Here is a 21,446-nt window from a genome sequence, read left to right as displayed (position 1 = left end):
GACGCAGCCGAGAGGAACCTCAGTGCGAGTAGTGGTGATGGGCTGCGGCCGCGTCGGTTCCTCGGTGGCCGACGGGCTGTCGCGGATCGGCCACGACGTCGCCGTCATCGACCGCGACAGCACCGCCTTCAACCGGCTCAGCCCCGAGTACGCCGGCGAGCGGGTGCTGGGCCAGGGGTTCGACCGCGACGTATTGCTACGGGCCGGCATCGAGGAGGCGGACGCGTTTGCCGCCGTGTCATCCGGGGATAACTCGAACATCATCTCGGCGCGGCTGGCGCGGGAGACGTTCGGCGTCAAGCGCGTCGTCGCCCGGATTTACGACGCCAAGCGCGCGGAGGTCTACGAACGCCTCGGCATCCCCACGATCGCCACCGTGCCCTGGACCACCGACCGCCTGCTCAACGCCCTGCTGCGGGACACCGAGACCGCCAAATGGCGGGACCCGACCGGCACGGTGGCCGTCGCCGAGGTCGTCCTGCACGAGGAGTGGATCGGGCACCGGGTCACCGATCTCGAGCAGGCCACCGGCGCGCGCGTCGCGTTCCTGATCCGGTTCGGCGCCGGCGTCCTGCCGGAACCGAAAACGGTCATCCAGGCCGGCGATCAGGTCTACGTCGCCGCGATCTCCGGCCGCGCCGCCGAAGCCGTGGCCATCGCGGCGATGCCACCCAGCGAAGACTCTTAAGGAGCGGCGAACATGAAGGTAGCTGTCGCCGGGGCCGGCGCGGTCGGCCGCTCCGTCAGTCGCGAACTCGTCGGCAACGGCCACGACGTCACGCTCATCGAGCGCAACCCCGACCACGTCGACGTCGACGCCATCCCCGCCGCCCATTGGCGGCTCGGTGATGCCTGCGAGCTGAGCCTGCTGGAATCGGTGCACCTGCACGAGTTCGACGTGGTGGTGGCCGCAACCGGCGACGACAAGGCCAACGTCGTGCTCAGCCTGCTGGCCAAGACCGAATTCGCGGTGCCCCGGGTGGTGGCCCGGGTGAACGACCCCCGCAACGAATGGCTGTTCACCGACGCCTGGGGCGTGGACGTGGCGGTGTCCACGCCGCGCATGCTGGCCTCGCTCATCGAGGAGGCCGTCGCAGTCGGTGATCTGGTGCGGCTCATGGAGTTCCGCCGGGGGCAGGCCAACCTCGTCGAGATCACCCTGCCCGACGACACCCCATGGGGCGGCAAGCCGGTGCGCCGACTGCAACTGCCCCGCGACGCCGCGCTGGTCACCATCCTGCGCGGCCCCCGGGTGATCGTGCCCGAGGCGGACGAGCCGCTGGAAGGCGGCGACGAGCTGCTCTTCGTCGCGGTCGCCGAGGCGGAAGAGGACCTGGGCAAGCTCCTGCTGCCGGACGGCCCGGTGCTGGACAACTAGTCGCGGACGGGACCGGCCTCGAACTGGACGCCGGTGTCGCCGGCCGCCGGCATGGCACGCTGCACCGACTTGATGGCCGCGTACGTAACCAGCGCGGCGGCCACGGTCAGCGGCCACCCCATCGCGATCCGCGCCACCGCCAGCCAACCGGTCCGGTTGGCGTCGTAGAGCAGGCCCTGGACGACGAACCGGGCGGCGAAGACCAGCACCCAGCAGATCGAGGCGATGTCGAACGCGTAGACGGCCCGGGGTACGTCGCGCCAGCCGCGACCGCGCCCGCTGGCCCAGCCCCACACGTAGCCGACCAGAGGCCGCCGGATGACCACCGACACCGCGACGACCACCGCCCACAACAGCGACATCCAGATGCCCATCAAGAAGTAGCCCTTGGACTCCCCCACGATGTAGGCGACGAGTGCACAGATGGCGACGCCGAAGAACCCGGAGAACGCCGGCTGCGGCGATTCCCGCCGAATCAGCCGCCACAGCAGGACGAGCGCGGCGACGGCCAGCGCGGACGCGATCGCCACGAACAAGCCCGACACCGAAGAGGCAATGACGAAGATCACAACGGGCAGCGACGAATAGATGACGCCGCTGACCCCGCCCACCTGGCCCAGCAGTCGCTCCGGCGTGACGCGGGTGGTGTTCGTGCGGTCGGGCGAGCCCGACTCATGGGGTCCCGGAGCCGACCCCGAATCGCCGGGTCGCGTCACCGCTGAATTTCGTAGTGCGGGTTGTAGATGGCCTTGCTGCCGTTCTCCAGCGTGCCCAGCCGGCCCCGCACCCTCAGTTTGCGGCCCGAGTCGATGCCGGGTATCCGGCGCTGGCCCAGCCAGACCAGGGTGACGGTGTCGCTGCCGTCGAACAGCTCGGCGCGGACACCGCCCGCACAGGCCTTGCCGTTACATTCCACGCTGCGCAGCGTGCCGACCATCGTGACCTCTTGGCCACGCTCGCAATCGATTGCCCGTTGCGCGCCGGTGAGCGCTACCTCGTCGGACAACTCTTCGGAGTCGCGTTGCTCCGGCGCCTCCGTCAAACGGCGGCTGAGCCGGCGCAGATATCCTTGGGCCCCCATGGCCACTCCTGACAATGCTGATAAGCCTCGGCGCTTCCACTTATGCCAACGGACACCGTAGACCTGTTGGTTCCCGCGCGCCAACCGACTCAAACACCGGTGTCGGAGGCGCTCGAACGCCGGGGCACGATCTGGGGGTGACTGTCGATCTGCGGGGTGTCACCACCGTCTTGTTGCCCGGGACCGGGTCCGACGACGACTACGTCCGCCGGGCGTTTTCGAGTCCGTTGCGCGAGGTCGGCGCCGTGCTGGTGGCACCGCCGCCCCGCCCGGACAAGTTGATCGACGGGTACGTGTCCGCGCTGGATGCCGCCGCGCGCACGGGCCCGATCGCCGTCGGCGGCGTGTCGATCGGGGCGGCGGTGGCGGTCGCCTGGGCGCTGGCCCACGCGGACAAGGCGGTCGCCGTACTGGCCGCGCTGCCGGCGTGGGCCGGGGCGCCGGAAGCGGCGCCCGCCGCCCTCGCCGCGCGGCATACGGCGGCACAGCTGCGTGCTGACGGGCTGGCGGCGACGACAAGCCAGATGCGGGCGTCCAGCCCGCCCTGGCTGGCCGACGAGCTGGCCCGGTCGTGGCGCGCCCAGTGGCCACAATTGCCCGACGCCATGGACGAGGCCGCCGCCTACGTGGCGCCGAACCACGCGGAGCTGGCCCGGCTGTCCGCCCCGCTGGGCGTGGCGGCGGCCGTCGACGACCCCGTCCATCCCGTGCAGGTCGCCGTCGAATGGGTCGACGCCGCGCCGCGAGCGGCGCTGCGGACGGTGACGCTCGACCAGATCGGCTCGGACCCCGCCGCGCTGGGCGCGGCGTGCCTGGCCGCGCTCGCCGAGGTGTAGTCGGCTAGCCGCCGGTGGTGGTGCGCAGCTGCTGCATGGCCGAGCCCTCGACGCTGCGGCGCGCCGCCGGCTCGCCGGGTCCTTGCGGCGCCTCGGCTTGCTGCGCCTGCTGGGCGGCCGCGGCTTCCCGCAATTGCTGCGCCATCGGCTCGGGCAGCTGCACGGTCAACGGCGTGCGCACCGGAAGCGGGGTGTCACCGCGGCGAACCACGGTGTCCGCCAACGCGGCTCGCGCCTCCTGTTCGAGGGCTTCCATCGTCTCGTGGGGGCCGTTGATGACGCAGCGAATCATCCAGCGGTACCCGTCGACCCCGATGAAGCGCACCGCACCGGAGGCCGAGCCGACCACTTCACGGCCCCACGGGCCGTCCTTGATGCTGACCTTGGCCGAGTCCTTGCGCAGCGAGTCGGCGAGCTCGCCGGCGACTTCACGCCACAGGCCGCCCGTCTTCGGCGCCGCGTAGGCGGCGATGGTGAACCGGCCGTTGGGGGTGACCACCCACACGGCGCTCGGAACCCCCGTCTCGGTCAGCTCGACCTGCAATTGCCCCGCCTCCGGCATGGGAATGAGCACCGAGCCCAGGTCCAGGCGGGCCAGCTCCGCGACCGACGGGTCGTCGAAATCGTCGATGTCGAACGGCCCCTCGAGCTCGTCGATCTCATCGAGCGCCTCGTCACCGGGCGGGCCCGCGACGACGTCGTCCGCGGCCTGTTCGCTGTCACCTTTACGTCTGCCAATAGCCATCACAAACTCGCATGTCCGCCGGAGGAACCGTGGCCACCGTCGCCACGGGATGTTTCGGCCAGGCCCGCCTCGTCGAACGACGACACCTCGACCAGCTCGACCAGCTCGACCCGCTGCACGAGCAGCTGGGCGATGCGGTCACCACGATGCACCACGATGGGCTCGGCCGGGTCGAGATTGATCAGCGCGACCTTGATCTCGCCGCGATAACCCGCGTCGATGGTGCCCGGACTGTTGACGATCGAAAGCCCCACGCGCGACGCCAATCCCGAACGCGGGTGAACCAGGCCGACCATCCCGAACGGAATCGCGACGGCCACACCCGTGCGGACCAGGGCGCGTCGTCCGGGCTCCAGCTTGAGGTCTTCCGCGCTGTAGAGATCCACCCCGGCGTCGCCCCGGTGGGCACGCGTGGGCAGTGGAAGCTCGGGATCAAGGCGGACGATGGCCAGACTGGTCGACACGGGGCCACAGATTACCCTTGACTGCGTGTCCGGTACGCGCGTCGCGCCGCACAGTGTGCGATATCGCGAACGACTGTGGGTGCCATGGTGGTGGTGGCCGCTGGGCTTCGGCCTGGCGGGGCTCATCGCGTTCGAAGTCAACATGGGTGTCGCCCCCGGGCCTTCCTGGCTGCCATACGCGACGCTGTTCGCGGTGGCGGCCGGCGCGCTGTTGTGGCTCGGCCGCGTCGAGATCCGCGTGATCGCCGATCCGAACGTCCCCGGCGGGGTGGAGCTGTGGGCCGGCGAGGCCCACCTGCCGGTCACCGTCGTCGCCCGGTCCGCCGAGGTGGCCCGGTCGGCGAAGTCCGCGGCCCTGGGCCGCCAGCTCGACCCGGCGGCATTCGTGCTGCATCGGGCATGGGTGGGGCCGATGATCCTGGTCGTGCTCGACGACCCGGACGATCCGACGCCGTACTGGCTGGTGAGTTGCCGCCATCCGGAGCGGGTGCTGTCGGCCCTGCGGAGCTGACCCCGGAAAACGGTCAAGCCGCGCAGTCGGTACAGATCATCAGGCCGTTCTTCTCGCTGGCCAGCCGGCTGCGGTGTTGCACCAGAAAGCAACTGGAGCAGGTGAACTCGTCAGCCTGCTTCGGAATGACGCGAACGGACAGCTCTTCCCCGGACAGGTCGGCGCCAGGCAACTCAAATGATTCAGCGGTTTCAGATTCATCGACGTCGACAACGGCCGAAGCCGCCTCGTTGCGTCGCGCTTTGAGCTCCTCCAGCGAGTCTTCCGAGACGTCGTCGGTCTCGGTGCGCCGTGGAGCGTCATAGTCGGTAGGCATACCTATTTCCCCTGCCCTATTGCCTCATGCCCTCGTAATCTCAAGCATCGCTTTGTACCAGCGTCGAACGCATCCACCAAATGATTCGTGCCCGTATCGCGGCCCGTTAATGTGTGATTTACGTCACACCATCATTGTGGGCCTTGCGTTCGCCTTTGAACAGTGCGTTTAGAGTGCACGTGTGGTCGCGCAAATCACCGAGGGTACCGCGTTCGACAAGCACGGTCGGCCCTTCCGGCGCCGCAATCCCAAGCCCGCCATCGTCGTGGTGATTTTCCTCATCGTGGCGACCGCGGTGGTGTGGACCATCGCGTTGACCCGGCCGGCGAAGGTGCACGAGGTCGCGGTCTGCAACCCGCCGCCGCAAGCGGCCGGATCGGCACCGGCTCAGCTCGGCGAACAGGTGTCGCGAAGCGCGATGATCGACGTCACGCCCGCCAAGCTCGCCGACACCAAGGTTCGCGTGCTCAACGCCAGCGGTCGCGGCGGACAAGCCGGCGACGTCGCCGGCGCGATGAAAGACCTCGGGTTCGCCCAGCCGACCGCCGCCAACGACCCCCTGTATGCCGGCGCTCGGCTCACCTGTCAGGGGCAGATCCGTTTCGGCACGGCCGGCCAGGCCACCGCGGCCGCGGTGTGGCTGGTGGCGCCGTGCATGGAGCTGTTCAACGACAACCGCGCCGACGCCTCCGTCGACCTCGCGCTGGGCACCGACTTCACGGCCCTGGCCCACAACGACGACATCGATGCGGTGCTGGCCACGCTGCGCCCGGGCGCCACCGAGCCGGCGGACCCCGCCCTGCTGACGAAGATCCACGCGGCCAGCTGCTGACGCCGGCTCAATCGAGAATCGGGTCCAGGCCGTCGATCTCGTCGAGGGCGGCCAGCAACTCGTCGGCAATTCCCGGCGCGGCGGCCAGCACCAGCCCGGCGCCGTCGATGTCGAACGGCGGCAAGGACACCCGCGCCCCCGCCTCGGCCGCGATCAGCGCACCGGCGGCGCAATCCCACGGCTGCAGGCCGTGCTCGTAATACGCGTCGAGCCGGCCCGCCGCGACCATGCACAAATCCAGCGCAGCCGAACCGATACGACGAACGTCGCGGACCACGGGCAGCAGCCGCGCCAACAACGCCGCCTGCGTCGCCCGGCGCTGCCGTGAGTAACCGAAGCCGGTGCCCAGCAACGCCATCGACAGGTCGTCCACGGTGGCGCACCGCAACGGTCTTACCCCGTCCCCGTCGATGACGTGCGCGCCCATGCCGGTCGCCGCCGAGTACACCCGGTCACCCACGACGTCGGCGACCGCGCCGGCCACCGATACGCCGTCCACTTGCGCACCGACCGAGACCGCGTAGGCCGGAATGCCGTAGACGAAGTTCACCGTGCCGTCGATGGGATCGAGCACCCAGGTGACGGCGCCCGCCGGCGTGCCCGCCGGATCGGCCGGCCCGCCGCCCTCCTCGCCGAGAATCGGGTCCCCGGGCCGTAATTGGGCCAGCCGGTCCCGCAGCAGGCGTTCCGTCTCCGTGTCGACGACGGTCACCGGATCGGTGGGGGTGGTCTTGGACCGCACCGCGCCGTTGCCGTCACCCGCCGCGGCTTCGCCGAACACCTCCACCCGGCGACGCCGCACGAAGGCGGCGGCTTCCGTGGCCAGCGTCTCGGCCACCGCGCGCAGCCGGGCGGGCTCGTCATCTGCTCGGGTCACCGGTCTATCGCATCACAGGCGCCACGGCCCCGCAGATACGCCGTCGCCGCACGGGCGCCGGGCTAAGGTGGGCGCACAGCCCAAGTCACGCTCAGGAGCTTCGATGACCAGCACCGACTCGACCACGGATACGCCCGGCACCGGCGCCGCCGTCGGCACACCACAGCGTCGGGGATTCGGCATCGACGTCGGCGGCAGCGGCATCAAGGGCGGCATCGTCGACATGGACACCGGGCAGTTGATCGGTGAGCGGGTCAAGCTGCTGACCCCGCAGCCGGCGACGCCGGCGGCCGTGGCCAAGACCATCGCCGAGGTGGTCAACGCGTTCGGCTGGACCGGTCCGCTCGGGGTGACCTACCCCGGTGTCGTCACGCACGGCGTCGTGCAGACGGCGGCCAACGTCGACAAGTCGTGGATCGGCACCAACGCGCGGGACATCATCAGCGCCGAGCTGGGCGGGCAGGACGTCACGGTGCTCAACGACGCCGACGCCGCCGGGCTGGCCGAGGAGCACTACGGGGCGGGCAAAAACCAGTCCGGCCTGGTCGTGTTGCTGACGTTCGGCACCGGAATCGGCTCGGCGGTCATTCACAACGGCACGCTGATACCCAACACCGAGTTCGGCCATCTCGAGGTCGGCGGCAAGGAAGCCGAACAGCGGGCGGCGTCGTCGGTCAAAGAGAAGAACAACTGGAGCTACGAGAAGTGGGCCACGCAGGTCACCCGGGTGCTGGTGGCCATCGAGAACGCGGTGTGGCCGGACCTGTTCATCGCCGGGGGCGGCATCAGCCGCAAGGCCGACAAGTGGCTGCCGCTGCTCGAGAACCGCACCCCCGTGGTGGCTGCGGCCCTGCTCAACACCGCCGGAATAGTCGGCGCGGCGATGGCCTCGACCTCCGACGTGACGCACTGATTTTCCCCGGCAGAGCCGTTCGACCGCTCACTGTCGTTACAATGGTCAACGGCGACCGCCCGAACGATAGCGTGCACATACCCACGCTGATCCAACGCCGACATCGACATAGCAGACACTTTCGGTTAACCATGCCCAATACCCACCGAAGGTGAGCCCAAACGAAGGGGTGTAAGTGGCACCGACCAAGGCCAGCCCGGCAACCGATGCGCCGGTGAAACGGACCGCCACCAAGTCTCCGTCCTCCCCCGCCAAGCGCCCGGCGGCCAAGGCCGCTAATGGGTCAGCCCCCGCGAAGCGCGCCGCCAAGGCGCCGGCGCGGACCCCCAAGCCCGAGGGCGACGCCGTTGCCGAGCCGAAGAAGGCCCGCGCCGCCAAGGCCGCGCCGGGCCGCGGGACCAAGGCGGCCAAGGCCGGACCGGCGGACCCCGAGGTAGACCTCGAGGTCGTCGAAGACCTCGATGACGCGGAGCTCGACGCCGAGCCCGGCGAAGACCTCGAGATCGACGCCGCCGACCTGAGCCTCGACGACCTGGAAGAGGATGTCGCGGCCGACGGCGAGGACGCCGACGTCGAGCCGGCCGACTCCGACGACAGCGAGGAAGAGGCGGCCGTCCCGGCCGCCGCGGCCGGCGCGGCTCCCGCGGACGAGGACGAGGAGATCGCCGAGCCCTCCGAAAAGGACAAGGCCTCGGGCGATTTCGTCTGGGACGAGGACGAGTCCGAGGCGCTGCGCCAGGCGCGTAAGGACGCCGAGCTCACCGCCTCGGCGGACTCGGTTCGCGCCTACCTCAAGCAGATCGGCAAGGTGGCGCTGCTCAACGCCGAGGAAGAGGTCGAGCTGGCCAAGCGGATCGAGGCCGGCCTGTACGCGACGCAGCTGATGGCCGAGATGGCCGAGCGCGGCGACAAACTGCCCGCCGCCCAGCGCCGCGACATGATGTGGATCTGCCGTGACGGCGATCGCGCGAAAAATCATCTGTTGGAAGCCAACCTGCGCCTCGTGGTGTCGCTGGCCAAGCGGTACACCGGTCGCGGCATGGCCTTCCTCGACCTCATCCAGGAAGGAAACCTGGGCCTGATCCGCGCGGTCGAGAAGTTCGACTACACCAAGGGCTACAAGTTCTCCACCTACGCGACGTGGTGGATCCGTCAGGCCATCACCCGCGCGATGGCCGACCAGGCCCGCACCATCCGCATCCCGGTGCACATGGTCGAGGTGATCAACAAGCTGGGCCGCATCCAGCGCGAGCTGCTGCAGGACCTGGGCCGCGAGCCCACGCCCGAAGAGCTGGCCAAGGAAATGGACATCACGCCCGAAAAGGTGCTGGAGATCCAGCAATACGCGCGCGAGCCGATCTCGCTGGACCAGACCATCGGCGACGAGGGCGACAGCCAGCTGGGTGACTTCATCGAGGACAGCGAGGCCGTGGTGGCCGTCGACGCGGTGTCGTTCACCCTGCTGCAGGACCAGTTGCAGTCGGTGCTGGAGACCCTCTCCGAGCGCGAGGCGGGCGTGGTACGGCTGCGCTTCGGCCTCACCGACGGCCAGCCCCGCACCCTCGACGAGATCGGCCAGGTCTACGGCGTCACCCGCGAGCGCATCCGGCAGATCGAATCCAAGACGATGTCAAAGTTGCGCCACCCCAGCCGTTCCCAGGTCCTGCGCGACTACCTCGACTAGTAACCAGCCGACGGTCCTCACCGGACTTGTTGGCGCCCAATGACTTTCATTCTCCACCAAAAATCCGTCGCGCCGGCGGCGGCGCCGTCGTACGGTGAGCGCATGTCAGTCAGCCGCAGGGTGGTCTCCTCCGACTCCGAGTTCGAAACGGCCGTCGGCTATTCGCGCGCGGTCCGGGTTGGCCCGCACGTGTGGGTGGCCGGAACGACCGGCGCCGGGCCGGCCGGTGATATCGCGGCCCAGACCCGGGATGCCTTGCACCGCATCGAGATTGCGCTCCACCAGGCGGGTGCGGCGCTCACCGACGTGGTCCGCACCCGGATTTTCGTCACCGACATCTCCCGCTGGCGCGAGGTCGCCGCGGTGCACGCGCAGGTCTTCGGCCCCATCCGCCCCGCGGCGACCATGGTGGAGGTGTCCGCGTTGATCGGACCCGAGTTCCTGGTGGAGATCGAAGCCGACGCCTACGCGGAGTCCCCCGCCGGCGAGAACGTGCCGTCCGGCCCCGGGCGGTAATCGGTGACCCGAATCACAGCGTCGGTGGGCAGCGGGCCGTACAGGTGCGGGAACAGCATCGACTCGGGATCCGTTGCCACTCCCGGTTCCCAACGCACCTCGGAGTCCAATCGGGCCGGGTCGATGTGCAGCAGGACCAAGTCACCGCGGCCGCGATAGAGCCGGTTGGCCGGCAGGTGAACCTGCCCGGGCGTCGACAGATGGATGAACCGCCCGCCGCCGGACGCGCCGGGGCGAATCTCGCCGCGGGTGCGGGCACGAGACCACTCGTCGAGCCCGCACAGATGTACCAGCAGGTCAGGAGCGAAAGCCATGGGTGATCACTGTAGAGAGCACGACGAAACGAAACATTTACAGGTCGTGAGAAACGACACACCCGATAACGATCGGGGAACAACGCAAAAACCCCATACGTCTGAGAGAGTGAATAAAAGCAAGAACGGAGAAGCCATGAATGCAACTCTGACCAGTCCCGAGCTAACCCGTGCGGACCGCTGCGACCGCTGCGGTGCCGCCGCTCGAGTCCGTGCCACGCTGCCTTCAGGAGCTGAGCTTCTCTTCTGCCAGCATCACGCCAATGAGCACGAGGCGAAGCTGACCGAGCTTGCCGCCGTCCTGGAGGTCAGCGCAAGCTAGTCCGCCGAACTCACCCGCCGGCAATGTGGGCGCGCGGGGCAGTCTTCGGTAATGCTGGACGGGTATGAGCGATCAAGTCGCAAAGCCGTCTCGCCATCACATCCGGCGACTCACTCTGAGGACCCTCTCGAAAAGCTGGGATGATTCCATCTTTTCCGAGTCGGCGCAGGCGGGTTTCTGGTCGGCGCTGTCGCTACCGCCGCTGCTGCTGGGGATGCTGGGCAGCCTGGCCTACGTGGCGCCGCTGTTCGGCCCGGACACGTTGACGGCGATCGAGAAGAGCATCATCTCCGCGATCCGCAGCTTCTTCTCCCCCAGCGTCGTCAACGAGATCATCGAGCCGACCATCCGGGACGTCACCGCCAATGCCCGCGGCGAGGTGGTGTCGGTCGGCTTCCTCATCTCGATGTGGGCGGGATCGTCGGCGATCTCGGCCTACGTCGATGCCGTGGTGGAGGCGCACGACCAGACCCCCCTGCGGCATCCCGTGCGGCAGCGGCTCTTCGCCCTGTTCCTCTACGTGGTGATGCTGGTGTTCGTGGTCGGGATCGCACCGGTGCTGGTGGTCGGTCCGCGCAAGTTGAGCGAGCACATCCCGGACGGCCTGGCCAACGTGCTGCAGTACGGCTATTACCCCGCGCTGATCCTCGGACTGCTGGTCGGGGTGGTCATTCTGTACCGGGTGTCGCTGCCCGAACCGCTGCCGACGCACCGGCTGATCTTCGGGGCCGCGCTGGCCACGGCGGTCTTCCTGATCGCCACGCTGGGGCTGCGGATCTACCTGCGCTGGATCACCAGCACCGGCTACACCTACGGCGCGCTGGCCACACCGATCGCGTTTCTGTTGTTCGCCTTCTTCGGTGGCTTCGCGGTCATGCTGGGCGCCGAACTCAACGCTGCGGTCCAAGAGGAGTTCCCGGCACCCAAGACGCACGCCCACCGCCTGCGCAAGTGGCTGGAAGCCCGCGTGCCCGTGTTGAAGCGCCCGGCTGGCCCCTCGCCGGAACCGGCACCCGCGGACAACGCGACGCTGTGACGGCCGGCCCCCGGCCGGCCTAGTCCTTCTTCATGCGGTCGAAGATCCGCTTGCAGTCCGGGCAGACCGGCGAGCCGGGCTTGGCCGCCTTGGTCACGGGAAAGACCTCCCCGCACAACGCCACCACGTGGCTGCCCATGACCGCGCTCTCGGCGATCTTGTCCTTCTTGACGTAGTGGAAGTACTTCGGCGTATCGCTGCCGGTCCCGTCGTCGACGCGTTCGTCGGTCTCGGTGCGCTCGATCGTCTGGGTCTGCATGCCTCACATTGTGCCCCGTGACTCGCTCCTGCCGGAATCCGTCCCGTATGGGACAGTGGAGAAATGAAGCGCGATTCCCAGCTGGGATTCGACGACGACGGCAGGCCAGTCCTCATCACCGCCGCCGAGCCCTCCTATGAGGAGCAGCACCGCGCACGCGTGCGGAAATACCTGACACTGATGGCGTTCCGCATCCCGGCGCTCATCCTGGCCGCGATCGCGTACGGCACGTGGCACAACGGGCTGATCTCGCTGGCGATCGTGGCCGTATCGATCCCGCTGCCGTGGATGGCCGTGCTGATCGCCAACGACCGGCCGCCGCGCCGTTCCGACGAACCCCGGCGGTTCGACGACGCCCGCCGCCGCACCCCGTTGTTCCCGACGGCCGAGCGCCCGGCGCTCGAGGCGCCGCCTCACCCGCAACCGGGATGGCCCCCGGGCCCGGGCGGCGACATCATTCCATAGCCGACGCGAGCGCCAAGGCGGGAATGGGTCACAGTTCTTAGGACATTCTCAGGTCGACGGCACATCTGTGCACGTCAAGACGTGTGAGATGGCCGGGGGCTGGGAACTCTCAGGGCTGATCTGTCGTTGAACTCAATGACAGTACAAGCCGAACGGGAGGTCGCTATGGCGAACGCCAGCACGAGCAGATTTGATGGCGATCTGGATGCTCAAAGCCCCGCCGCGGACCTCGTGCGCGTGTATCTCAATGGCATCGGTAAGACGGCACTGCTGAACGCGGCGGGCGAAGTTGAACTGGCCAAGCGCATCGAGGCCGGGCTCTACGCCGAGCACCTGCTGGAAACGCGTAAGCGCCTCGGCGAGAACCGCCGACGCGACCTCGAGGCCGTGGTGCGCGACGGCCAGGCCGCGCGCCGTCACCTGCTGGAAGCGAACCTTCGCCTGGTGGTGTCGCTGGCCAAGCGCTACACGGGTCGCGGGATGCCGTTGCTGGACCTGATCCAGGAGGGCAACCTGGGGCTGATCCGCGCGATGGAGAAGTTCGACTACACAAAGGGTTTCAAGTTCTCCACGTATGCCACCTGGTGGATCCGTCAGGCCATCACCCGCGGCATGGCCGACCAGAGCCGCACCATCCGCCTGCCCGTGCACCTGGTGGAGCAGGTCAACAAGCTGGCGCGGATCAAGCGGGAGATGCACCAGAACCTCGGGCGCGAGGCCACCGACGAGGAGCTGGCGGCCGAATCCGGCATCCCGGTCGAGAAGATCAACGACCTGCTCGAGCACAGCCGCGACCCGGTGAGCCTGGACATGCCGGTCGGCTCCGAAGAGGAAGCCCCGCTGGGCGATTTCATCGAGGATGCCGAGGCCATGTCCGCCGAGAACGCGGTGATCGCCGAGCTGCTGCACACCGACATCCGCAGCGTGCTGGCCACTCTCGACGAGCGCGAGCACCAGGTGATCCGGCTGCGCTTCGGCCTGGACGACGGCCAGCCACGCACCCTGGACCAGATCGGCAAGCTGTTCGGCCTCTCGCGTGAGCGGGTCCGGCAAATCGAACGGGACGTAATGTCCAAACTCCGCCACGGCGAGCGCGCCGACCGGCTACGGTCGTACGCAAGCTGAGGCTTCCAAAAACTAGTAGCAAGACGGTATGCCCGCCGCGGACGCGGCGGGCATACTGCTTGTCGGGGAAGCGTTGCACCCATTCGCGCAGCTGGCCAAGTAGACTCGGCGTCGATGGAAGGTGCTGAATGAACGACCTGGTTGACACCACCGAGATGTACTTGCGGACCATCTACGACCTCGAAGAAGAGGGCGTCACGCCGCTGCGTGCGCGCATCGCCGAACGCCTCGACCAGAGCGGGCCGACTGTCAGCCAAACCGTGTCCCGCATGGAGCGCGACGGGCTGCTCCACGTCGCCGGTGACCGCCACCTCGAGCTCACCGACAAGGGCCGGGCGCTGGCCATCGCCGTGATGCGCAAGCATCGCCTTGCCGAACGACTGCTCGTCGACGTCATCGGGGTGCCCTGGGAGGAAGTGCACGCCGAGGCATGCCGGTGGGAGCACGTGATGAGCGAGGACGTGGAGCGGCGGCTGGTGAAGGTGCTCAACCACCCGACCACCTCCCCCTTCGGCAACCCGATCCCGGGGCTGCTGGACCTGGGCGTGGACCCCGAATCCGGCGCCGAGGACGCGAACCTCGTCCGGCTGACCGAGTTGCCGCCCGGCTCGCCGGTGGCCGTGGTCGTCCGCCAGCTGACCGAGCACGTCCAGGGCGACATCGACCTGATCACCCGCCTGAAGGACGCCGGCGTCGTCCCCAACGCCCGGGTGACGGTCGAGACCGGCCCGGCCGGGGTCACCATCGTCATCCCGGGCCACGAGAACGTCACCCTGCCGCACGAGATGGCGCACGCCGTCAAGGTCGAGAAGGTCTGACCGCTCGGCGCCGGGTCAACATGCCCGGCGGCCGAACGCCCGTCGCGGCGGTATCCGCACACCGAGCTCTTTGGCCAGTCGGTAGCCGGTGAGCGCCAGTTCCCGGATGTCCTCGGGCCGCAGCCCCGACTGCAACGCCGTGTCCAGCATGCCCGCCATCCGGTGCTCGGGCTCGCAGCGCAACGCGGCCTCCAGCGATACCCCGGCCAGCGGACCGTCGCCGCGGGCGTAGGCGCTGAACGCCAGCAGCGCCAGCGCCTCGGCCCGCCAGGGCGCGGGCAGGGTGCGCGCCAGCAACGCCCACAACGACTCCGCCGCCCCGGCGTTCTCGCCGACCGCCAGGGCATAGAAGATGTCGCGCACCTGCGCGTCGGTCAGGGCGCAGGCCAGCTTCGCCAGCTGGGTCTCCGACAGCGCCTCGCCCGCGGCCACCCGCATGGCCGCCGCCAGGGCGTGCCTGACGTCGCTGCGTGCGCACCGGCCCGGGTTCGCGCGGTGGGCCGCCCGGCGCCTGGTCGCCTGCCGGTCGATCACCGCGGTCAGCCCGGCGCTCCGCGCGATGTCCTCGACCGCGATGACGGCCTGCAGGTCGGCGCGCCGGGCGTAGAGCCGCCGGCCGTCGAGCACCGCCGCGGCCGCCAGCGGCGACGCCGAGGGATCGTCGACCGGGCCGCTCGAACCGCAGCCGTCCACACAATGCCAGCGCCCGCCGAGCGCGACGCGGTCGACCACGTGCGCGGCCCACAGCTCGATGTCGTGTCGCGACAATGACTTTGCCAGCGCGTCACACAGCTGCCGGTATTCGTCGTTGCACCCGGGACAGTGCGCACCGTCCGCGTCGACGATCACCGCGATGGCGGCGTCGGGCCGGGCCGCGGCGGCGACATCAGCGAGGTGGCCGACCCGGGCGGCGAGCTCCTCGGAGAGGTCGACCCGCATCACCGCCCCGAGGTCACCGCCATCCAAAGACACCAATACCAATGAATTTTCGGGAACAAAGCCGAGAACGGCCGGCAGCGCGGCGATCAGCGCGCCGGGTCGGTTCAGTGTGAAGTCAGGTCGATGCGTCGTCATGGGCACCACGCTGACGGTCCCCGCCGTCAGCCGGCGCTCGCAGAACGGGCCGAATCCCGCGCTTGTGCATGAACCCAGCACTGTGAGTTCCGCTGCTCTACTGTTAGCCCATGAGTTCGGCGCAAGAGTACGACATGGTGGTCATCGGTTCGGGCCCCGGCGGGCAGAAGGCAGCCATCGCCTCAGCCAAGCTCGGCAAGTCCGTGGCGATCGTCGAACGTGGCCAGATGCTCGGCGGCGTGTGCGTCCAGACCGGCACCATCCCGTCAAAGACGTTGCGCGAGGCCGTCCTTTACCTGACCGGGATGAGCCAGCGCGAACTGTACGGCGCCAGCTACCGCGTCAAAGAGAAGATCACCCCGGCCGACCTGCTGGCGCGCACCCAGCACGTGATCGGCAAGGAAGTCGACGTGGTGCGCAACCAGCTGATGCGCAACCGCATCGACCTGTTGCTGGGCCACGGGCGGTTCGTCGACCCGCACACCATCGAGGTCGAAGACCCCTCCCGTCGCGAAAAGCTAACCGTCAGCGGCAAATACATCGTCATCGCGACCGGCACCCGGCCGGCGCGGCCGTCCGGCGTCGAGTTCGACGAGGAGCGGGTGCTCGACTCCGACGGGATCCTCGACCTCAAATCGCTGCCCGCGTCGATGGTGGTGGTCGGCGCGGGGGTGATCGGCATCGAGTACGCCTCGATGTTCGCCGCGCTGGGCACGAAGGTCACCGTCGTTGAGAAGCGGAGCGACATGCTCGACTTCTGCGACCCCGAGGTCGTCGAGGCGCTGAAATTCCATCTGCGCGACCTGGCGGTGACGTTCCGGTTCGGCGAGGAGGTGACCGCGGTCGACGTCGGCTCGGCGGGGACCGTCACCACCTTGGCCAGCGGCAAGCAAATTCCCGCGGAGACGGTGATGTATTCCGCCGGGCGGCAGGGCCAGACCGACCACCTGGACCTGCACAACGCCGAGCTCGAGGCCGACAACCGCGGTCGCATCTTCGTCGACGACTTCTTCCAGACCAAGGTGCCGCACATCTACGCCGTCGGCGACGTGATCGGCTTCCCCGCGCTGGCCGCCACCTCGATGGAACAGGGCCGGCTGGCGGCCTACCACGCGTTCGGGGAGCCGACCGACGGCATCACCGAGCTACAGCCGATCGGCATCTACTCCATTCCCGAGGTCTCCTATGTGGGGGCCACCGAGGTCGAGCTGACCAAGAACGCCATCCCCTACGAGGTGGGGGTGGCCAGGTACCGGGAACTGGCCCGCGGCCAGATCGCCGGCGACTCCTACGGGATGCTCAAGCTGCTGGTGTCCACCGAGGATCTCAAGCTGCTGGGCGTGCACATCTTCGGCACCAGCGCCACCGAGATGGTGCACATCGGGCAGGCCGTCATGGGCTGCGGCGGCACGGTCGAATACCTGGTGGACGCGGTGTTCAACTACCCCACTTTTTCCGAGGCCTACAAGGTGGCGGCGCTCGACGTGATGAACAAGGTGCGCGCGCTCAACCAGTTCCGCCGCTAACAGCTGTCGTCGAGTTCGCCCGGAATCGGGTCGCCGGGACCGCCGGCGTCCGCGCGGGCCAGCAGCTGCGCCGTCTGCGCGTCGAACGGGGCCGAATACGACACGTTCGCGGCGCACCCACCGCGCTCGAAACCGCCGATCACCCCGGTGAGCGTGGTACCGCTGACCCAGGGCGCGCCGCTGGTGCCGTCCACCAGCCCCTCGCACGGGAACGACGGGAACCCGGCCTCGGTCAGCGACGTGCTGGCCTGACACCCGATGGGTGTGCCGCCGACGCCGGCCGGATACCCCATCACGGTGACGTGGCTGCCGGGCGGCGGGGTGGTGCCCAGGGTCAGCGCCAGGCCGGCGCGCGACTCGACCGAACCGCCGGCGTCGTTGCTCAGCCGTGCGATCGCATAGTCCGCGTTGGGATCCTTGCTGGCGGTCCAGCGGGGGTCGAGGTAGACGGCGTCGGCCTTCCACACGTCGGCGGGGCCGGGCGGCGCGTCGCCGGCGAAGCCGGGCACGAAGGTGATCTTGGACGCCCCGGCCAGGCAGTGCGCCGCGGTCATCATGAGGTTGCCGCCCGTCGAATGCACCACCGAGCCCGTGCACACGTGCAGCGGCCCGCCGTCGATGAAGATGGCGCCCACGCGCTTGTCGGGGTCCACCGGCCCCGCCACCGCCTTTTGCTGGGGCTGACCGAGCCGTTGCACGGGCGCGCTGCTCCGCGGCGGGGGCGCCGGCGGGGCCACCGCACGATCGCCCGGCGGCCGCTTGCATGACGTCACTGACGTCGCCACGGCGACCACCAGGCACAGCATCACGGTCGGTACGCGCATCGCGTTCATCATGCCTGACACCCGCGCGGCGGGCCGACTTCAACGCGTCGCGCCTCGCCCGACCTGCCGGCAACTCGCACTGGCCCACCCCCGACGTGTTCTCTCCTGGATTAAACGCGAACTTCACATTGCTGTTTGATATTGATGCCCACTGATTCGGGGGACACTGGTAGGGCACCCTGGAGAAACCCCCGAGAGGAGGCGATCGGCGATGGCACACGACCCGCAGGAGCCGGACTACCAACCGGGACAGGCCGGCATGTACGAACTCGAGCTGCCGGCGCCGCAGCTGTCGACGTCGGATGGCCGAGGCCCGGTGCTGGTGCACGCGTTGGAGGGTTTCTCCGACGCCGGTCACGCGATCCGGCTGGCCTCTTCGCATCTGAAGGCGGCTCTGGACACCGAGCTGGTCGCGTCCTTCGCCATCGACGAATTGCTGGACTACCGGTCGCGGCGGCCGCTGATGACGTTCAAGACCGATCACTTCACCAACTATGACGAGCCGGAACTGAGCTTGTACGCGTTGCGCGACACCATCGGAACCCCGTTTCTGTTGCTCGCCGGCATGGAGCCGGATTTGAAGTGGGAGCGCTTCATCACCGCGGTGCGCCTGCTGGCCGAGCGTCTGGGCGTGCGGCAGACCATCGGCCTGGGCACCGTCCCGATGGCGGTCCCGCACACGCGGCCCATCACGATGACGGCGCACTCCAACAACGCCGAGCTGATCGCCGAGTTCACGCCCTGGATCTCCGAGATCCAGGTCCCGGCCAGCGCGTCCAATCTGCTGGAGTACCGGATGGCCCAGCACGGTCACGAGGTCGTCGGCTACACCGTGCATGTCCCCCACTACCTGACGCAGACCGACTACCCGGCCGCCGCCGAGGCCCTGCTCGAGCAGGTGGCCAAGATCGCGTCGCTCGAGTTGCCGCTGACGGCGTTGACCGAAGCGGCGGCGGTGATCCGGGCCAAGATCGACGAGCAGGTCGAGGCGAGCGCGGAGGTTGCTCAAGTGGTGACCGCGCTCGAGCGCCAGTACGATGCCTTCATCGACGCTCAGGAGAACAGGTCGTTACTAACTCGGGACGAGGACCTGCCTAGCGGCGACGAGCTTGGCGCAGAGTTCGAGCGATTCCTCGCCCAGCAGGCGGAGAAAAAGCGGGACGACGACGACCAGGTCTGACCTTTCCACCCGGCCTCATCGCGGCCCGAGACCAAGGTTGGCGACATGAGCGAGCGGAAGCGCAAGAGCACTCTCCGCCCGGTGCGTGAGGTCGCCGCCCCGCGGCTGGAGTTCCGCACCATTCATGGCTACCAGCGGGCCTACCGCATCGCCGGTGACGGGCCGGCGATCCTGCTGGTACACGGCATCGGTGACAACTCGACGACGTGGAATACCGTGCAGGCCAAGCTCGCCCAGCGGTTCACCGTCATCGCCCCCGACCTGCTGGGCCACGGACGATCGGACAAACCGCGCGCCGACTACTCGGTCGCCGCCTACGCCAACGGGATGCGCGACCTGCTCAGCGTCCTCGACATCGAGCGGGTGACCATCGTGGGGCACTCGCTGGGCGGCGGGGTCGCCATGCAATTCGCTTACCAGTTCCCGCATTTGGTGGAGCGGCTGATCCTGGTCGGCGCCGGGGGCGTCACCAAGGACGTGAACTTCGTGTTGCGGTGGGCCTCGTTGCCGATGGGCAGTGAGGCCCTCGCGTTGCTGCGACTGCCCCTGGTGCTGCCGGCCGTCCAGATCTTCGGGCGGGTGCTGGGCACGATGCTGGGCAGCACGGGGTTGGGCCGCGACCTGCCCAACATGCTGCGCATCCTCGACGACCTGCCGGAGCCGACGGCCTCGGCCGCCTTCAGCCGCACGTTGCGGGCGGTGGTGGACTGGCGCGGGCAGATCGTCACCATGCTGGACCGCTGCTATTTGACCGAGGCCATCCCCGTGCAGATCGTCTGGGGCGCCAAGGACTCGGTCGTCCCGGTAGGGCATGCGCGGATGGCCCACGCCGCCATGCCCGGCTCCCGCCTGGAGATTTTCGAAGGCTCCGGCCACTTCCCCTTCCACGACGACCCGGCCCGCTTCATCGACGTGGTCGAGCGCTTCATCGACAGCACCGCGCCCGCCGAATACGATCAGGCCGCCCTGCGCGCGTTGTTGCGCACCGGCGGCGGCGAGAAGGCCGTCACCGGGCCGGCCCCCACCCGCGTCGCCGTGCTGAACGCCATGGATTCCGACGAACGCAGCGCGACCTGAACCACCTTGGTCGGTGCCGGCGCGGCCGGGGCCGTACAGTCGGGCCATGGATATCGACGTCACCGTGTTGCGGGTGTTCACCGATCCGGACGGGAATTTCGGCAATCCGCTCGGCGTCGTGGATGCCCGCCAGGTCGGACCCGCCGACCGGCAACGGCTGGCCACGCAATTGGGCTACAGCGAAACGGTTTTCGTCGACGTTCCCGCCCCCGGGTCAACCACGGCGCACGCCAGCATCTACACCCCACTGATCCAGATCGCGTTCGCCGGACACCCCACCGTCGGCGCGGCGTGGTGGCTGCGGGAGAACGGGACGCCCATCAACACGCTGCAGGTGTCGGCCGGGCTCGTGCAGGTGAGCTACGCCGCCGAGCGCACCGGCATCAGCGCGCGCTCGGAGTGGGCGCCCGAGGTCGGCCTCCACGAATTCGCTTCGGCCGACGAGCTTCTCGCCGCCGACCCGGGAGACTTTCCCGACGACACGGCGCACTACCTGTGGGCCTGGACCGACCAGGCCGCCGGATCGCTGCGCACCCGCATGTTCGCCGCCAATCTCGGAGTGCGGGAAGACGAGGCGACCGGCTCGGCCGCGATGCGCATCACCGACTACCTCAGCCGCGACCTCCACGTCACCCAGGGCAAGGGATCGATCATCGAGACCACCTGGAACGCGGAGGGCTGGGTGGGGGTGGCGGGGCGCGTCGTCAATGACGGTGTGCGGCATCTGAACTGACCCCGGGGCCGGCCGCCCCCGCGCGGGCTCAGCCCTGCCGGTGCAGCACCGCGGCGAGGTGGTGCTGCACCGGCTGCCCGACCGCACCCATCCGCACCGAATACGAGAGCTCGTCGCCGTCGATGCGGAATGAACGGCCCAGCGCGGTCACCTCTTTGGCGGTCGGGGTCAGCCCGACCTCGGTTGTGGACAGCTCGATTTCGATCAGGGCGCCGGTGACCGAGTACGTGCCCACCTCGATCTCGGTGATGCCGCTCGGATGGGCCAGGACCAGTTCGACGTGACCGGGCTGCGGCACGCGCAGGTACCCGGTCTCTGCGTGCAACGGCTTGCCGTCGGCCGGCGCCTTGGTCTTTTGCGCGTACGCCAGAAACGGCTTGCCGACGTGGGAGAAGACCACTTCTTCCAGATAGTCGAAGGGCTGGATCGTCGGGTACTCGCCCGACCCCCGGCCGGCCCAGGTCCCGAGGAGTGGTGCCAGGGCCGCGAGATCGGGATGCAAGTCGATAGGCATGAAAACGAGCCTAGGCCCGAACGGTG

At 68.9% G+C, this 21,446-nt stretch carries 28 protein-coding genes; 17 read left to right on the top strand and 11 right to left on the bottom strand.

What is annotated here, in order from left to right; all coding sequences use genetic code 11:
* Positions 1–22: 22 nt before the first annotated feature.
* The gene (locus G6N37_RS03170) at positions 23–688 is read left to right on the top strand and encodes a potassium channel family protein (RefSeq protein ID WP_163675795.1); all 666 of its coding nucleotides are present in this window, start codon (positions 23–25) and stop codon (positions 686–688) included.
* Between the two features lie 12 nt (positions 689–700).
* On the top strand, positions 701–1,378 hold the full coding sequence (locus G6N37_RS03165) for a potassium channel family protein (protein ID WP_163675793.1): 678 nt from the start codon (positions 701–703) through the stop codon (positions 1,376–1,378).
* Here the strand turns inward: G6N37_RS03165 and G6N37_RS03160 are convergent.
* On the bottom strand, positions 1,375–2,001 hold the full coding sequence (locus G6N37_RS03160; protein ID WP_232075459.1) for a DUF3159 domain-containing protein: 627 nt from the start codon (positions 1,999–2,001) through the stop codon (positions 1,375–1,377). The two genes, G6N37_RS03165 and G6N37_RS03160, sit on opposite strands and share 4 nt — an antisense overlap.
* An 89-nt stretch (positions 2,002–2,090) precedes the next feature.
* The gene (locus G6N37_RS03155; RefSeq protein ID WP_163675788.1) at positions 2,091–2,459 is read right to left on the bottom strand and encodes an OB-fold nucleic acid binding domain-containing protein; all 369 of its coding nucleotides are present in this window, start codon (positions 2,457–2,459) and stop codon (positions 2,091–2,093) included.
* Positions 2,460–2,596: 137 nt separating this feature from the next.
* Between G6N37_RS03155 and G6N37_RS03150 the strand changes: the two genes are divergently transcribed.
* On the top strand, positions 2,597–3,295 hold the full coding sequence (locus G6N37_RS03150; RefSeq protein ID WP_163675785.1) for an alpha/beta fold hydrolase: 699 nt from the start codon (positions 2,597–2,599) through the stop codon (positions 3,293–3,295).
* Positions 3,296–3,299: 4 nt separating this feature from the next.
* On the opposite strand, the gene G6N37_RS03145 is transcribed toward G6N37_RS03150, so the two are convergent.
* Both G6N37_RS03145 and dut read right to left on the bottom strand, forming a co-directional pair.
* The gene (locus tag G6N37_RS03145) at positions 3,300–4,040 is read right to left on the bottom strand and encodes a DUF3710 domain-containing protein (RefSeq protein WP_174813786.1); all 741 of its coding nucleotides are present in this window, start codon (positions 4,038–4,040) and stop codon (positions 3,300–3,302) included.
* Positions 4,040–4,504, bottom strand: a complete 465-nt coding sequence (dut, locus tag G6N37_RS03140; RefSeq protein WP_163675779.1) for a dUTP diphosphatase — start codon at positions 4,502–4,504, stop codon at positions 4,040–4,042. Before dut ends, G6N37_RS03145 begins: the two co-directional genes overlap by 1 nt.
* Before the next feature lie 25 nt (positions 4,505–4,529).
* Here dut and G6N37_RS03135 point away from each other — a divergent pair, with 25 nt between their 5' ends.
* A complete protein-coding gene (locus G6N37_RS03135) occupies positions 4,530–5,015 on the top strand; it encodes a DUF3093 domain-containing protein (RefSeq protein WP_163675776.1) in 486 nt (161 codons plus the stop codon).
* Between the two features lie 13 nt (positions 5,016–5,028).
* Here G6N37_RS03135 and G6N37_RS03130 read toward each other — a convergent pair whose 3' ends face one another.
* Positions 5,029–5,331, bottom strand: a complete 303-nt coding sequence (locus G6N37_RS03130) for a DUF4193 domain-containing protein (protein WP_007171590.1) — start codon at positions 5,329–5,331, stop codon at positions 5,029–5,031.
* A gap of 181 nt (positions 5,332–5,512) precedes the next feature.
* Here G6N37_RS03130 and cei point away from each other — a divergent pair, with 181 nt between their 5' ends.
* The gene (cei, locus tag G6N37_RS03125) at positions 5,513–6,163 is read left to right on the top strand and encodes an envelope integrity protein Cei (protein WP_163675774.1); all 651 of its coding nucleotides are present in this window, start codon (positions 5,513–5,515) and stop codon (positions 6,161–6,163) included.
* 7 nt (positions 6,164–6,170) lie between these two features.
* On the opposite strand, the gene G6N37_RS03120 is transcribed toward cei, so the two are convergent.
* Positions 6,171–7,040 carry an inositol monophosphatase family protein gene (locus G6N37_RS03120; protein WP_163675771.1) on the bottom strand — a complete coding sequence of 290 codons (870 nt, stop codon included), beginning with the start codon at positions 7,038–7,040 and terminating at the stop codon, positions 6,171–6,173.
* A gap of 103 nt (positions 7,041–7,143) precedes the next feature.
* Between G6N37_RS03120 and ppgK the strand changes: the two genes are divergently transcribed.
* The 3 genes from ppgK to G6N37_RS03105 all read left to right on the top strand — a co-directional run bounded on the left by ppgK (position 7,144) and on the right by G6N37_RS03105 (position 10,153).
* Positions 7,144–7,953 (top strand): polyphosphate--glucose phosphotransferase, encoded by an 810-nt coding sequence (ppgK, locus tag G6N37_RS03115; protein ID WP_163675768.1) that lies wholly within the window; start codon positions 7,144–7,146, stop codon positions 7,951–7,953.
* A gap of 175 nt (positions 7,954–8,128) precedes the next feature.
* Positions 8,129–9,637 (top strand): RNA polymerase sigma factor, encoded by a 1,509-nt coding sequence (locus G6N37_RS03110; protein WP_163675765.1) that lies wholly within the window; start codon positions 8,129–8,131, stop codon positions 9,635–9,637.
* Between the two features lie 102 nt (positions 9,638–9,739).
* The gene (locus G6N37_RS03105; protein ID WP_163675760.1) at positions 9,740–10,153 is read left to right on the top strand and encodes a RidA family protein; all 414 of its coding nucleotides are present in this window, start codon (positions 9,740–9,742) and stop codon (positions 10,151–10,153) included.
* Here the strand turns inward: G6N37_RS03105 and G6N37_RS03100 are convergent.
* Positions 10,102–10,467 carry a DUF952 domain-containing protein gene (locus tag G6N37_RS03100; protein ID WP_163675757.1) on the bottom strand — a complete coding sequence of 122 codons (366 nt, stop codon included), beginning with the start codon at positions 10,465–10,467 and terminating at the stop codon, positions 10,102–10,104. The genes G6N37_RS03105 and G6N37_RS03100 overlap by 52 nt on opposite strands.
* 136 nt (positions 10,468–10,603) lie before the next feature.
* On the opposite strand from G6N37_RS03100, the gene G6N37_RS03095 reads away from it, so the two are divergent.
* The gene (locus G6N37_RS03095) at positions 10,604–10,789 is read left to right on the top strand and encodes a DUF7455 domain-containing protein (protein WP_083173743.1); all 186 of its coding nucleotides are present in this window, start codon (positions 10,604–10,606) and stop codon (positions 10,787–10,789) included.
* A 64-nt stretch (positions 10,790–10,853) separates the two neighbouring features.
* Entirely contained in the window at positions 10,854–11,825 is a 972-nt protein-coding gene (locus tag G6N37_RS03090) for a YihY/virulence factor BrkB family protein (protein ID WP_163675754.1), read from the top strand.
* A 19-nt stretch (positions 11,826–11,844) separates the two neighbouring features.
* On the opposite strand, the gene G6N37_RS03085 is transcribed toward G6N37_RS03090, so the two are convergent.
* Positions 11,845–12,084: a DUF3039 domain-containing protein gene (locus G6N37_RS03085; protein ID WP_163675739.1), complete on the bottom strand. Its 240-nt coding sequence runs from the start codon at positions 12,082–12,084 to the stop codon at positions 11,845–11,847.
* Between the two features lie 63 nt (positions 12,085–12,147).
* Here G6N37_RS03085 and G6N37_RS03080 point away from each other — a divergent pair, with 63 nt between their 5' ends.
* From G6N37_RS03080 to G6N37_RS03070, 3 genes are all read left to right on the top strand, one after another.
* Positions 12,148–12,549 carry a DUF3099 domain-containing protein gene (locus G6N37_RS03080; protein WP_163675736.1) on the top strand — a complete coding sequence of 134 codons (402 nt, stop codon included), beginning with the start codon at positions 12,148–12,150 and terminating at the stop codon, positions 12,547–12,549.
* A 135-nt stretch (positions 12,550–12,684) separates the two neighbouring features.
* Positions 12,685–13,674, top strand: a complete 990-nt coding sequence (gene sigB, locus G6N37_RS03075) for a sigma-70 family RNA polymerase sigma factor SigB (RefSeq protein WP_007171571.1) — start codon at positions 12,685–12,687, stop codon at positions 13,672–13,674.
* A 128-nt stretch (positions 13,675–13,802) separates the two neighbouring features.
* Positions 13,803–14,492, top strand: coding sequence for a metal-dependent transcriptional regulator (locus G6N37_RS03070; RefSeq protein WP_083173738.1), 690 nt, complete (start codon positions 13,803–13,805; stop codon positions 14,490–14,492).
* Positions 14,493–14,507: 15 nt separating this feature from the next.
* Here the strand turns inward: G6N37_RS03070 and G6N37_RS03065 are convergent, their stop codons facing one another.
* Positions 14,508–15,566, bottom strand: a complete 1,059-nt coding sequence (locus tag G6N37_RS03065) for a DUF4192 domain-containing protein (protein WP_163675733.1) — start codon at positions 15,564–15,566, stop codon at positions 14,508–14,510.
* Positions 15,567–15,676: 110 nt separating this feature from the next.
* Between G6N37_RS03065 and sthA the strand changes: the two genes are divergently transcribed.
* Positions 15,677–17,092: a Si-specific NAD(P)(+) transhydrogenase gene (gene sthA, locus G6N37_RS03060; protein ID WP_163675730.1), complete on the top strand. Its 1,416-nt coding sequence runs from the start codon at positions 15,677–15,679 to the stop codon at positions 17,090–17,092.
* Here the strand turns inward: sthA and G6N37_RS03055 are convergent.
* Positions 17,089–17,928 (bottom strand): trypsin-like serine peptidase, encoded by an 840-nt coding sequence (locus G6N37_RS03055; RefSeq protein WP_163675727.1) that lies wholly within the window; start codon positions 17,926–17,928, stop codon positions 17,089–17,091. The two genes, sthA and G6N37_RS03055, sit on opposite strands and share 4 nt — an antisense overlap.
* A 199-nt stretch (positions 17,929–18,127) precedes the next feature.
* Here G6N37_RS03055 and G6N37_RS03050 point away from each other — a divergent pair, with 199 nt between their 5' ends.
* From G6N37_RS03050 to G6N37_RS03040, 3 genes are read left to right on the top strand one after another with little or no spacing between them, the layout of a single operon-like run.
* A complete protein-coding gene (locus tag G6N37_RS03050) occupies positions 18,128–19,096 on the top strand; it encodes a proteasome assembly chaperone family protein (RefSeq protein WP_163675724.1) in 969 nt (322 codons plus the stop codon).
* Positions 19,097–19,141: 45 nt separating this feature from the next.
* Entirely contained in the window at positions 19,142–20,173 is a 1,032-nt protein-coding gene (locus G6N37_RS03045) for an alpha/beta fold hydrolase (RefSeq protein ID WP_163675721.1), read from the top strand.
* A 46-nt stretch (positions 20,174–20,219) separates the two neighbouring features.
* On the top strand, positions 20,220–20,906 hold the full coding sequence (locus G6N37_RS03040; RefSeq protein ID WP_163675718.1) for a PhzF family phenazine biosynthesis protein: 687 nt from the start codon (positions 20,220–20,222) through the stop codon (positions 20,904–20,906).
* A 28-nt stretch (positions 20,907–20,934) separates the two neighbouring features.
* Here the strand turns inward: G6N37_RS03040 and G6N37_RS03035 are convergent, their stop codons facing one another.
* On the bottom strand, positions 20,935–21,420 hold the full coding sequence (locus G6N37_RS03035; protein WP_163675713.1) for a peroxynitrite isomerase: 486 nt from the start codon (positions 21,418–21,420) through the stop codon (positions 20,935–20,937).
* Positions 21,421–21,446 lie beyond the last annotated feature (26 nt).

The sequence above is a fragment of the Mycobacterium seoulense genome, assembly GCF_010731595.1.
Taxonomy (GTDB): domain Bacteria; phylum Actinomycetota; class Actinomycetes; order Mycobacteriales; family Mycobacteriaceae; genus Mycobacterium; species Mycobacterium seoulense.
This window is presented reverse-complemented; position numbering and strand designations above follow the sequence as displayed.

Bases quoted from the DNA above. Each gene is read 5' to 3' on its own strand.
- G6N37_RS03165 (WP_163675793.1), top strand. From the start codon at position 701: ATGAAGGTAGCTGTCGCCGGGGCCGGCGCGGTCGGCCGCTCCGTCAGT.
- G6N37_RS03155 (WP_163675788.1), bottom strand. From the start codon at position 2,459: ATGGGGGCCCAAGGATATCTGCGCCGGCTCAGCCGCCGTTTGACGGAG.
- G6N37_RS03145 (WP_174813786.1), bottom strand. From the start codon at position 4,040: ATGGCTATTGGCAGACGTAAAGGTGACAGCGAACAGGCCGCGGACGAC.
- G6N37_RS03130 (WP_007171590.1), bottom strand. From the start codon at position 5,331: ATGCCTACCGACTATGACGCTCCACGGCGCACCGAGACCGACGACGTC.
- ppgK (WP_163675768.1), top strand. From the start codon at position 7,144: ATGACCAGCACCGACTCGACCACGGATACGCCCGGCACCGGCGCCGCC.
- G6N37_RS03105 (WP_163675760.1), top strand. From the start codon at position 9,740: ATGTCAGTCAGCCGCAGGGTGGTCTCCTCCGACTCCGAGTTCGAAACG.
- G6N37_RS03100 (WP_163675757.1), bottom strand. From the start codon at position 10,467: ATGGCTTTCGCTCCTGACCTGCTGGTACATCTGTGCGGGCTCGACGAG.
- G6N37_RS03095 (WP_083173743.1), top strand. From the start codon at position 10,604: ATGAATGCAACTCTGACCAGTCCCGAGCTAACCCGTGCGGACCGCTGC.
- G6N37_RS03090 (WP_163675754.1), top strand. From the start codon at position 10,854: ATGAGCGATCAAGTCGCAAAGCCGTCTCGCCATCACATCCGGCGACTC.
- G6N37_RS03085 (WP_163675739.1), bottom strand. From the start codon at position 12,084: ATGCAGACCCAGACGATCGAGCGCACCGAGACCGACGAACGCGTCGAC.
- G6N37_RS03080 (WP_163675736.1), top strand. From the start codon at position 12,148: ATGAAGCGCGATTCCCAGCTGGGATTCGACGACGACGGCAGGCCAGTC.
- sigB (WP_007171571.1), top strand. From the start codon at position 12,685: ATGACAGTACAAGCCGAACGGGAGGTCGCTATGGCGAACGCCAGCACG.
- G6N37_RS03070 (WP_083173738.1), top strand. From the start codon at position 13,803: ATGAACGACCTGGTTGACACCACCGAGATGTACTTGCGGACCATCTAC.
- G6N37_RS03065 (WP_163675733.1), bottom strand. From the start codon at position 15,566: ATGACGACGCATCGACCTGACTTCACACTGAACCGACCCGGCGCGCTG.
- sthA (WP_163675730.1), top strand. From the start codon at position 15,677: ATGAGTTCGGCGCAAGAGTACGACATGGTGGTCATCGGTTCGGGCCCC.
- G6N37_RS03055 (WP_163675727.1), bottom strand. From the start codon at position 17,928: ATGATGAACGCGATGCGCGTACCGACCGTGATGCTGTGCCTGGTGGTC.
- G6N37_RS03050 (WP_163675724.1), top strand. From the start codon at position 18,128: ATGGCACACGACCCGCAGGAGCCGGACTACCAACCGGGACAGGCCGGC.
- G6N37_RS03045 (WP_163675721.1), top strand. From the start codon at position 19,142: ATGAGCGAGCGGAAGCGCAAGAGCACTCTCCGCCCGGTGCGTGAGGTC.
- G6N37_RS03040 (WP_163675718.1), top strand. From the start codon at position 20,220: ATGGATATCGACGTCACCGTGTTGCGGGTGTTCACCGATCCGGACGGG.
- G6N37_RS03035 (WP_163675713.1), bottom strand. From the start codon at position 21,420: ATGCCTATCGACTTGCATCCCGATCTCGCGGCCCTGGCACCACTCCTC.